Annotated in this window: 14 protein-coding genes and 2 pseudogenes; 14 read left to right on the top strand and 2 right to left on the bottom strand. The window is 56.1% G+C overall.

Annotated elements, in window-relative coordinates:
- Positions 1–969 precede the first annotated feature (969 nt).
- Positions 970–1,239 (bottom strand): annotated as a pseudogene (locus PSSD_RS28275) (hypothetical protein); the annotation flags it as partial.
- Positions 1,240–1,245: 6 nt separating this feature from the next.
- Here PSSD_RS28275 and PSSD_RS24375 point away from each other — a divergent pair.
- The 14 genes and pseudogenes from PSSD_RS24375 to PSSD_RS24305 all read left to right on the top strand — a co-directional run bounded on the left by PSSD_RS24375 (position 1,246) and on the right by PSSD_RS24305 (position 10,050).
- Positions 1,246–1,476: a plasmid SOS inhibition protein A gene (locus PSSD_RS24375; protein ID WP_153011501.1), complete on the top strand. Its 231-nt coding sequence runs from the start codon at positions 1,246–1,248 to the stop codon at positions 1,474–1,476.
- 124 nt (positions 1,477–1,600) lie between these two features.
- Complete coding sequence (locus tag PSSD_RS24370) at positions 1,601–1,873, top strand: AbrB/MazE/SpoVT family DNA-binding domain-containing protein (RefSeq protein ID WP_058974017.1); 273 nt, start codon at positions 1,601–1,603, stop codon at positions 1,871–1,873.
- Positions 1,873–2,238 carry a type II toxin-antitoxin system PemK/MazF family toxin gene (locus tag PSSD_RS24365; protein ID WP_058974016.1) on the top strand — a complete coding sequence of 122 codons (366 nt, stop codon included), beginning with the start codon at positions 1,873–1,875 and terminating at the stop codon, positions 2,236–2,238. The genes PSSD_RS24370 and PSSD_RS24365 overlap by 1 nt, the downstream gene beginning before the upstream one ends.
- Positions 2,239–2,961: 723 nt before the next feature.
- The gene (locus tag PSSD_RS24360) at positions 2,962–4,644 is read left to right on the top strand and encodes a DUF4942 domain-containing protein (RefSeq protein ID WP_082672362.1); all 1,683 of its coding nucleotides are present in this window, start codon (positions 2,962–2,964) and stop codon (positions 4,642–4,644) included.
- Between the two features lie 93 nt (positions 4,645–4,737).
- Positions 4,738–5,184, top strand: a complete 447-nt coding sequence (locus PSSD_RS24355; protein WP_058974015.1) for a conjugation system SOS inhibitor PsiB family protein — start codon at positions 4,738–4,740, stop codon at positions 5,182–5,184.
- Entirely contained in the window at positions 5,181–5,906 is a 726-nt protein-coding gene (locus tag PSSD_RS24350) for a plasmid SOS inhibition protein A (protein WP_058974014.1), read from the top strand. The genes PSSD_RS24355 and PSSD_RS24350 overlap by 4 nt, the downstream gene beginning before the upstream one ends.
- 80 nt (positions 5,907–5,986) lie before the next feature.
- Positions 5,987–6,331: a hypothetical protein gene (locus PSSD_RS24345; protein WP_039335633.1), complete on the top strand. Its 345-nt coding sequence runs from the start codon at positions 5,987–5,989 to the stop codon at positions 6,329–6,331.
- Positions 6,324–6,638, top strand: coding sequence for a helix-turn-helix domain-containing protein (locus PSSD_RS24340; RefSeq protein WP_039335631.1), 315 nt, complete (start codon positions 6,324–6,326; stop codon positions 6,636–6,638). Before PSSD_RS24345 ends, PSSD_RS24340 begins: the two co-directional genes overlap by 8 nt.
- A 757-nt stretch (positions 6,639–7,395) precedes the next feature.
- A pseudogene (locus tag PSSD_RS28270) lies at positions 7,396–7,647 on the top strand (DUF905 family protein); the annotation flags it as partial.
- Positions 7,648–8,016: 369 nt separating this feature from the next.
- On the top strand, positions 8,017–8,166 hold the full coding sequence (locus PSSD_RS24325) for a hypothetical protein (RefSeq protein WP_058974012.1): 150 nt from the start codon (positions 8,017–8,019) through the stop codon (positions 8,164–8,166).
- A complete protein-coding gene (locus tag PSSD_RS24320; RefSeq protein ID WP_058974011.1) occupies positions 8,163–8,735 on the top strand; it encodes a hypothetical protein in 573 nt (190 codons plus the stop codon). The genes PSSD_RS24325 and PSSD_RS24320 overlap by 4 nt, the downstream gene beginning before the upstream one ends.
- A gap of 89 nt (positions 8,736–8,824) precedes the next feature.
- Positions 8,825–9,196, top strand: coding sequence for a hypothetical protein (locus tag PSSD_RS24315; protein WP_058974010.1), 372 nt, complete (start codon positions 8,825–8,827; stop codon positions 9,194–9,196).
- On the top strand, positions 9,177–9,593 hold the full coding sequence (locus PSSD_RS24310) for a hypothetical protein (protein ID WP_058974009.1): 417 nt from the start codon (positions 9,177–9,179) through the stop codon (positions 9,591–9,593). The genes PSSD_RS24315 and PSSD_RS24310 overlap by 20 nt, the downstream gene beginning before the upstream one ends.
- Before the next feature lie 109 nt (positions 9,594–9,702).
- Positions 9,703–10,050, top strand: coding sequence for a DUF5983 family protein (locus tag PSSD_RS24305; RefSeq protein WP_058974008.1), 348 nt, complete (start codon positions 9,703–9,705; stop codon positions 10,048–10,050).
- A 42-nt stretch (positions 10,051–10,092) separates the two neighbouring features.
- Here PSSD_RS24305 and PSSD_RS24300 read toward each other — a convergent pair.
- A partial coding sequence (locus PSSD_RS24300; RefSeq protein WP_235589290.1) for a P-loop NTPase family protein occupies positions 10,093–10,471 on the bottom strand: 379 nt, incomplete at its 5' end.

The raw sequence follows: 10,471 nt of genomic DNA, 5'->3' as shown, positions 1-10,471 counted from the left end.
ACTGTGCTAATACTCTCCTTAGATAACGAAGAGATTAACTCCAGTGGAGCTTTAAATGGGAGGCCACGCTCTCGTGATGTATCTCAAGCAGTATTATGAAAATGGGAGGACATCGTAAACAGCCATAGCAGCCTGAGCGCTAGCAACAATACTAAGGTACTTAGATATTTACCCACAGACTGAAACTATTTCAGATGGAAATTTCACTACAGCTATCCATATCATTGTAAATTCCGCATATATTGCTGTAATCGCTTACATCACGAACCGCTTCGCATGAGAGTTGTCTTACGTTTTCTTAACGATTACTTGGATAAATGATGAAAGTAAGTCGCAGAACTGCTTGGATTATTATGTTAATTTTTTGCTGCCTAGTATGGAGTAGCATTTTCGTCGCGTTCGTTTATGGAGCGCAGCCTGATAAAAGAAAACCACCACCGCCCACAGACAAAAGCAGTGAAAGCATTCGGGAAAACGTAAAATCGCTATTTTGAATCATAAACAGCAAAAGTTTCTGGAGTCACTCATCGAAAGTAACAAGAAGGACTGACAGTTCTGTCTTGCAAAGATCCCCCATGAAACATGAGCAGGGTTCCGTACCTGATGCACAGCCTCCCTTTAATGAGGGAAAACATTATTCGAACATTGTAATCGGTTACATATAATTCGAATAATCAGAGTGTAAGGACGAAAAAAATGTTTTTTTACAAAGGGATCTGATTTATCAGGCCAGGCGAAGAATGTTTTTGAATGCCCGGGTTAAAAGACCGATGCAGCTTAAGCTGACATCTGGTTCGTTTTTTCCTTCACGGGCATGAACGTCTTCACAACGTGGCCAAATCAACTTGACGCCGTGATTGTATCAGAAACATCTATAAACAGCAGGGCACTGACAGACCTGCAGTATTTTTTTATGATGGCATCAAAAAAGCACTAATGACATCAGTCTCAGAGCGGAACTGAGTTTTATTAGTCACTAAATTGTCGGAGTGGTATGCAATCATCTTCCCATTGTGCCTCGCTTTTGACCATAGCGTTCAGGATTGTCAGCAGCTTACGCATGCAGGCAATCAGCGCCACCTTTTTCGCCTTACCTGACAAAAAGCACTGATAGCCGCATTAAACTGGACGGCGGTTATTACCGACTTGTAAAGAGTGCACCGCACGCAGCCCCTTTTCTCCAAAAATCGTTCGTCTTCCCCCCATTTTTCCTGATTTCCTGTTAACGGGGGCGACACCGGCAGCGTGCCGGAAAACGACCTGAAGAACATGATCGCCGCGTGGACGCGGCGCTTTCCGTCGCTGAAAGATCTGGAAACCCTGCAGCCGTATGCTGGAGACGTTGCCTGCGAAGTCGCCGGGGAAATTCATCTGCGATCGCTGCACATGGACAGCGCGCAGAAGAGCATGAACCGCTGGCTGGTGCCGAACAAACTGACGGTCCGGAACATCCTTTGCCCGGCCGGTGAGAAATAACAATGCAGAGTATGCCTACACGATATGTCGGAACGAAAAAAAGGAGATTAAATGACCGATAAAGTGTGACTTTGTTTCACTTAGTGCTATTATAAGTGTGACAAAGTTACACACTGGAGGGCATATGACAGTAACAAAACTGAGGCAACAGGGCGGAGCGGTTGTGCTGACCATCCCAAGCGACATTGCAGCCAGAGCAGGCTGGAGCGTTGGCACACTGCTGGACGTTACCGCTGAAGGGGATGCCGTAAGTATTCGCCCCTCAGGTCGCGTTGCCCGTGGGCGTAAGACAGTGGCACAGCTACTGGCAGGCATTGACCAGGATGAAATCCGCCAGTTAAACGACGAAATCAGCGACGGCGCGAATGAGAGACCACAGGGAAGGGAGTTTATCTGATGGTTTCGCGCAGAATCCCGCAGAAAGGTGAAATCTGGCATATTAACGGCGATCCGGTTGAAGGAAAGGAGTTTAAAGGACCCCACTATTACCTTGTTATTTCCCCCAGGGAGCTTGTTGCGGCGCTCGGGACGGCGGTCTGTGTACCGATAACGAGTGGTGGTGGTGCCGCGCGTTCGCAGTCCGTGACGGTCTGGTTAGACGGAGACAGCACCGAATCCGGCAAGGTGACGGGCGTTGCGCTGTGCTATCAATTGCGTTCGCTCGACCTGGCTGCACGTAAGGCCACCTACAGCACTAAGGTGGCCCCACACATCATGGACGAGATACTGTCGATGGTCGTGGATTTGATCGACCCGCGCTGAGAGGCGCGGTTTTACATTGCGCTACCTGCCAGCCCGAAACGGAAAAACCGCCGCCCTTCGGGTCGGGAAAGCCGGTGCTGGCGCACCGGTTCTCTCCGCCCGGATGCGTATGGCCACAATATCCAAATCGGGTCCCGCGTCTGGGGTTTTCCTGTCAGTTTCGACTGCCCGCCGCATAAAAAATACGTTTTAACAGCAACAGCAACAGCAACAGCAACAGCGTGGGCCACCTTCGGCTCCCCGGCAAGCCGGGTCGTCGAGCCCTACGTCGCTAAGCGGCAAGCCGCCAAGCGCCGCCGAACCCCTGCGGGTTTCGTCCGCAAGCGGTTTCGGTCTGATGTCTAGGTTCAACGGCTACTGCCGGCTTCGCCGTCGCTTTCACCGTCCCGGCAAACTACGCCGGGCCTTCAGGGCCAGCCCGCGTGGCGGGCTGAAACGTCCCTTCTGACGCTCCTCTGCCTTCCGGCCCGCCCTTGCGCGGAGGGCTGGTCGTAGCACCGCCGGTTCAGGCAGAAAGGGGTGAAGTGCACGCCGCCAGAAACTTTTCGCCAGGGTCCGCAAAAACTTTCTGTCGTCGCCCCTTTATGCCCTCACTTCGTCGTTGCTCCTTTGCCCTTTGCCGCGAAAGGCCAGACCGGGAAGAAGAAACCCGCGTCAGAGAAGGTCTTTTTCGGGTCCGCAGCACGAGCTGCATTTACTCAGCCGGATTTAAGGAGCCATGCCATGCAAAACACCCTCGTAAACGTCACCCCTGATGCGACCACCGACCGCGCCCCGATCACCGCCGCCGGGGAGGTGATTTCAGACACTTTCTTTGCGCCCGTTGAAACCGATCTGATTGATGGCCTGCTGGGCCGTTATAACTTCCTGCGTGCGAAGCTGAATGACCTGTCAGTCTCAATTCGCGGCGGGGAAAATCATGAGGCCGTGGCGCACTTTCTGAGAGGCAACCTCCACGGCAGCCGGGGCTACCACGTGCCGCCCGTGTCTAAGCTGTTCGATCTGCCCGGTGCGCTGGCGTCACTGAACGCCGATTTCTGGCAGCAGGCGCTGAGCCTCACTGACGTTTACGAGTACATGCCCAATGACCGCCGCAACGAGTGGAACAATCAGATCCATGAGATGAAAGCGCCGGATTTTGAGGAAAACGCCGTGCGTGCGACGCTCTCCGAGCTGCTTTTCTCACGCCAGAAATTTTTCTCAGAGCGCGTTGACGGCATTTTCCGCAGCCTGTCGCGCAGCCACGTGACCAACCGCCCGGAAGGCTTCAGCAAGCGCATGATCATTGAATGCATGTTCGATCAGTGGGGCATGTGCAACTACGACCGCACCGGCTACGTGGACGACCTGCGCAAGGTGATCGCGAAGTTTATGGGGCGCGATGCGACCGGCCTGAACACGACCAACAAAATTCTGAGAATTGCGCGCGACCGTTCAGGTGAATGGGTTGCCATCGACGGCGGCGCGCTGCGCATTAAAGCCTTTCAGAAAGGCACTATCCATCTGGAAATCCATCCGGATATGGCCTGGCGTCTGAATGACATTCTGGCCTTCCTGCACCCGGCCGCCATCCCTGCAGAGCACCGCCAGAAGCCGCGCACGAAGCCGAAAACCTTTGAGCTGCGCACAAATCTGCTGCCGTTTTCCGTGCTGAGCCTGCTCAGCGACCTGCAGACAGAGCGCACCGAGCCACTGCAGCGCAACCGCCGGGAAGAGCCGCAGCCGCCCGTCACGAGAAACCCCTTTAACCGCCGTTTTAAGGGCTATACGGACGAGAACAAGACCGCACGCGCGGAAGCGGAAAAAGTGCTGATGAGCCTGGGCGGCGTAAAAATGAATATTAACGCCTTCACCTGGTTTGAATTCGATTACGACCCGACCACGGCGCTTGAAGATATCCAGCTGTCCGGCGCGCTGCCGGAGCAGAAAACACACCAGTTTTATCCGACCACGGGCGAACTCGCCGCGCAGCTGCTCGACGAGGCGGACATCCGCGAGGGTGAAAACTGCCTGGAGCCGAGTGCGGGCATGGGCGGCCTGGCCGACCTGATGCCGAAGGCGCAGACGACCTGCGTGGAGATTTCGCCGCTGCACTGCCGCGTGCTGGAGGCCAAAGGCCACAACGTGATCGAAGCTGATTTTCTGGCGTGGGCGCAGACGATGCCGCAGCGGTTTGACGTGGTGGTGATGAATCCGCCATTCAGCGAAGGCCGCGCCGTGGCGCACCTGAATGCGGCGGCGGAACTGGTGAAAAACGGCGGACGCCTGGCGGCCATCCTGCCCGCAGGCAGCGACCGCAAAAACCTGCTGCCGGGCTGGGACTGCAGCTGGTCCGCGCCGATGGAGGGCATGTTTGCGGGAACCGGGGCTTGTGTGGTGCGCCTCATGGCATACAGGCCGGAATAAACCCGGCCCGGCTGGCAGGGGTGACCCTGCCGGACACCGCACCGGCCCGCTAAACGGGCCGGGAAACTGAATCCCGACACAGAGCAGAACATCATGACCCAGCAAGAAAAATTCACGCTAAACACCCTGCAGACCTTTACCGGCTGCGATTTTGAAGCCTACCGCCACCGGGGCGAAGCGTTTCGCCAGCGCCTGAGCGGGACCGTGCTGAACGCCATGCAGCTGCCGGACAGCTGGCGCACAGACTGCGAGATGCGCAGCGAGTGGGGCGGGGCACATCCGGTTCATCTGCGGCTGACCCGTGCCGATATGGCCGGGCTTGTCGTCGAGCTGGTCAGCCCGTCGTCTGATTCACTGCTGTGGTGCGCGGTACTGACTGATCTCCGCACCCGATCGCGTGTCTCACTGAACGTCAGCTATCGCTTTGAGCCTGCGACCCTGCGCACCCTGCTTGAAAAAATCGCAGAGTACACGCGGGCGGGCTTCACCGGTGCCGGTGAGCTGGTCGCCGCGCTTCGGATGGGAGGGCACGCCGCATGATCCCGAAATCACACTCTCTGGTCACCCTGCTGCCGGAACGTCAGGCCGCCCTGCAGGCTATCGCGGCAGTTGAGCACGCGCAGCAGCGTGGGACGCGGCTGGCCCGCCATCCTTATGCCGCCGCGTTTATGAAGCAGCTGAGCGGCAGGAGCCGCGTCAGCGTGCGCGCACTGAACCGCATCCGGGGTATTTACCTGCGCCCGCGCGGAAAGCGCGCGCCGCTGCCGGAGTGGGAAAGCGCCCTTGATGAGTTTCTGTGTTCGGCGGGTGAGGTGTGTCCGCTGCCATTGCCGAGCGAGCTGGCAAACGTTCTGTTTCCGGAGGCGGTTTTCCGCCGGGCAGAACGTGCGAAACATGCTGCCGAAAAAAGCGTTAACCACGTTACCCGGCGGGAACGGCAGGCGGTTGACTACCGGGAGCGCCAGCTGGAGACCCGCATCCGACAGGCTGAAACAGAGCTGGCCTTCCGCACGCCGGACACGCTGCGCGGCTGGTTCGCCGTCTGGTGTGACAGCGTGCCGGAAAATGACCTGAAGAACATGATCGCCGCGTGGGCGCGCCGGTTTCCGTCGCTGAACGGGCTGGAAACCCTGCTGCCGTATGCGGGTGATGTCGCCAGCGAGGTGGCCGGGGAAATACACCTGCGTGCACTCCATATGAATTCTGGCCAGCAGGAGATGAACCGCTGGCTCATTCCTAATAAGCTGGCGGCAATATATTAACCGAATTTCATTTGGGGTTATCGTTGAATTGCCCCCAACTTGGGGATATAATATCCCTTAGTTGGGGACAGGGAAAAACCATGCACGCGACATTTATTGAGCTTTCCAGCTTTCAAAAATACCGGTCTGACTACCTGAATGACGACCAGTTCAGGATGTTTCAGAACATGTTGCTGGCCGACCCCGAAAAGGGAGACGTAATCCCGGATACAGGGGGCTTGCGTAAAGTCCGGTTCAGGGACGAGCGCCGGAATAAAGGTACAAGAGGCGGGATCAGGGTTATCTATTACTGGACGAACGAAAAAGGCCAGTTCATCCTGTTTACCATCTACGATAAGGATCAACGCGACGACCTGACCAAACAGCAGCGCGACGCACTGGCGGGGGCGCTGAACGTGATTAAAAAGGGGCTGAGACATGACTGAACGCGACATTTTCAGTGAGCTGATGACGGGCATGCAGGAGCTGCAGGATCACCAGAATGGTAAAATCACGCTCAAGACTTACAAGGTCAGCAAGCGCGGGCCTGTCACTATTGCGCCGCAGGAGCTGCGCGACGTGCGCGAAAAACTGAACCTGTCCCAGGCTGTTTTTGCGCACTACCTTCACACGGGTGAAACGACCTATCAAAACTGGGAGCAGGGCAGAGCAAAACCTAACGCTCAGGCCGTCTTGCTAATCCGTATGGTGCAGCAAAACCCGGAAACCCTGCAGACGCTCGCGCAACTTTAACGCAGCTACATCCGCATAGACCGCGCTCACTGGCGCGGTTTTTTTATGTTCTCATCCCACCCACTTGGAACCGAACCCCGAACCCTACGGGCCGGGTAGAGCCGGTGCTGGCGCACCGGTCTTCCCCGTCCGGCTGCGTGTGTTCTGCATGGGTTTCCCTTAATTTGCTTCAAAAGCTTACTGCCCGGCAGTCTCTTCTCGCCGTCGATATAATCCTGTTAACAGCAACAGCAACAGCAACAGCAACAGCAACAGCGTGGGCCACCTTCGGCTCCCCGGCAAGCCGGGTCGTCGAGCCCTACGTCGCTAAGCGGCAAGCCGCCAAGCGCCGCCGAACCCCTGCGGGTTTCGTCCGCAAGCGGTTTCGGTCTGATGTCCAGGTTCAACGGCTGCTGCCGGCTTCGCCGTCGCTTTCACCGTCCCGGCAAACTACGCCGGGCCTTCAGGGCCAGCCCGCGGGGCGGTCTGAAACGTCCCTTCTGACGCTCCTCTGCTTTCCGGCCAGCCCTTGCGCGGAGGGCTGGTCGTAGCACCGCCGGTTCAGGCAGAAAGGGGTGAAATGCACGCCGCCAAAAACTTTTCGCCAGGGGCCGCAAAAACTTTTTGTCGTCGCCCCTTTATGCCCTCTCTTCGTCGTTGCTCCTTTGCCCATTGCCGCGAAAGGCCAGACCGGGAAGAAGAAACCCGCGTCAGAGAAGGGCTTTTCGGACACCGCGCGGCGCTCAGCCGGATCATTCATTTCAGACAGGAGCACATCATGACTTCACCCCAGACGGGCACCGCCACCGAAATGCGCTGCGTAGCGGCGCTGGGCGACGGCGCATTTTCGCGCGAACAGGCAGCAAACGTCGCGGCAGCTTTCAGCAACGTTTTCATTGAAGACGATCAGGGCAGCCACTTCCGCCTGGTCGTACGCGAGCCATCGGGCGTTCTTATCTGGAGGGGCTTCAGCTTTGAGCATGATGCGGGCTACTGGCTGCGCAGAAACATTAACAGCCATGGCGTGCGTCAGCCACTTAATGATCAGCTGACGGCGCTGACGGATCTGAATGACGTCACGATGACGCTCAGCCAGCGTCGCGAATTTATGACCCAAATTCTGAACAACCTGGCTGCGGCGGTGGTACAGCGTGTGCCGGAAAATCAGGTGATGCTTCCGGCTGATGAGTCGCAAGTCTGGGAAGAAGCCGGGCGCATCGCGCTGGCCCACTTCGGGCTTCAGGGGGAGAAAGCATTTCTGAAGGCGAGCCAGTGGCTGACCGCAGAGCTGGAGCAGGGCAATAACTTACAGGCGTAAAAAAGCAGGGTTGCCCCTGCTTAACTCACGGCGGCCAGTCCCACCTGGCTGCCTCATCAAAACCAGCACTAAGGAGAAGTTATGAATTTTGACCCGCAAATCGTCGCACAGGCGCAGGCGTTTGTAAAAGGCTTTAACAGCGGTCATATGGCGCACGTTCCCGCCATGCCCTTTGCCCTGTGGCAGCAATTCATCACCACCGTTAAAGCCACTCTGGAGAAACAGGCATGAGCACTGAAACCCCGCTGAACTTACCTTTCACACTGGCACCCGTGACGCATAACGACATCATCCGCGTGCTGGGCGAATACACCTTTATCCGCCTGGATAACGGCGACGAAGCGTTTTATCACTACGGCAACTGGATCACCGGCGCAGACGCGAGCTGCGGTGAGCCTTCCGTATTAGGTCTGGCGCAGAGTATGGCGCGCGCGGGGTGCAAGTCACTTCGCTGCGTCGAGCTGCCGGTTCCGGATGACGCGGAGTGGAGCTGGGAGGACGTGGTGACGCAGCTGGTCCGCGCGTCAGTAACGCGTCAGGTGCGCGGCGAACTGATTGTGACGGCCAGCGATAACACCCGCCACGGGCGCGGCGTGCACGTCTGCTCCGACCCGCTACTGAGCGGCGCGAACAGTAATCTCTGGTTTCCGCTGAGTGCGGATGAGGGCTGGCACGCAGGCATCGAACGCGTGCTGACCATGAACGGCGTAGCGGAAAACGTGGTGCGGCTGGAGCCTCTGCGCGACGGCCCGGAATATACCGATTTTAAGGTGATTTATAACCGTAAAATCTGCGCCTGATACGTAGAAAGGCCGGGAAACAACCGGCCTCATGACGTTGTTTTGTCCATGCATAGCCTGTAGGCCATACCCTCACAGAGGTCTTCACCATGAATTCTGAAAACATCGCTACCCTGATCGCTTCACCTTCGGAAGATGCGTTCACCATCCTTGATTTACAGGCGCTGTCCCTGCGGGCTGAGGCTGTGGAAAAGGAGAACGATAACGCCCGCCGTATCAGCCTTGCGGCGTCGGCACTGTTACGTTTTGCGGATGAGACAGGTATCGGTGACAGTACCGAACCGGCAGAAACAGCCATCACTGATCTTCTGACAGACATTATGCATCTGTGCGCGCACTGCTGGCCTGTTGACGGTGCCATTTCATTCGTCAGCACGCTTAATACCGCCGGGATGCACTTCGCTGAGGAATCCGATGAACATGCAGACTGGGATAGCGAAAATGAAAATGACCGTCTCTGATATTACCGAAAGTATGCACAGCTCACATGAAGGATACGCCGATCTGGTTGCGGATTCAGTTTCCTTCAGCCTTGGCAGACCGCTGACTGATGAGGAATACACGCAAATCTACAGCATCACTGAACGCGCAATTTCTGATGCGGTTAAGCAGCTGGAAAGCACTGACCCCGAAGAGGATAAAGCGATCACTCTGGAGCAGTTCGGCGATCTGGCTGATTACCTCTACCGCTGCGGCGCATTCAGCGGACCGGGCGGTATACAGGGGCATGAGTTTCAGGCTCTGACCGTCATTGACGAGCCGACCGACGAACCAGAAGGCCGTAAAATTTATCTCCGTGATGGCTATCCGTTTGCGGTATATGACTTTGATACGGGCTATACCGTTCTGCGCGCATGAATCCACACCACACCTTCACGATGAGCAGGCAAGAGTCAGCCTGCCCATTGACTGGCTTCGACATAAAATTTTCAGTACAGCGAGGACCGCCATTCAGGCGGTATGCAAAATGATTTCACCTGACAACACCTTAAGTAAGCAACCGGAACCCGAAATCTGCCGCTGCGCCGTTATCAGCAATGCGCACATGACACGGCAGGATGCCGAGATTCTGGATTCACTTTCACGACACATCAGTGGTGAGGAAGGAGGATATAACTGGATACATCCGACGACATACGGATTTCTGATCCGTACCTCAGCAAGAACCGATGCGACAGCACAACTCAGGAGGAAGGGTCTTTCCGATGACTTCTGCGACGTCGTCACTTATCTGACTGAGCAGTGTCAGGTTTCGATGATCCACTTCGATGCTGATGCGGAACTACTTAAAGGTTTTTCTGTTCATAACTGGTAAAGAAATTTCCGGCAGTGGTCTGTCACTCCTGCCGGAAATTTTTCACGATGCAGTCTGGATGTCCTGCGGCGGGGTTTTCTGCTGCATCGGTTCAGCCTTACGCGGAGACCGCTTTTTCTTTCCACTTCCCTCGTTCACTACAGCAGAAATTGCCTTCTCACTGAAACGAAACTCCATGGAATCCAGCACTGCCTTGATATCCGCCACGGTGTAACCTTTCTCTTTTGCCAGCACCAGAATGGTGTCTTTCAGGTTTTCCAGAGCACCCTCGCGTGTGATGCGCTGTGGCGTTAAATCCGGCAAATTTTCCAGCTTCCTGCGAGCCTCATCCAGCTGCTCTTGGGTGAAAACATTACGTACCGCCATCTCATTTCTTCCTTCGCAATGGTAAAACCCCGATTCTGCTGGAATTTTACCACTT

The sequence above is a fragment of the Type-D symbiont of Plautia stali genome, from assembly GCF_001485335.1.
In the GTDB taxonomy this organism is placed as follows: Bacteria; Pseudomonadota; Gammaproteobacteria; order Enterobacterales; family Enterobacteriaceae; genus Pantoea; species Pantoea vagans_C.
This window is presented reverse-complemented; position numbering and strand designations above follow the sequence as displayed.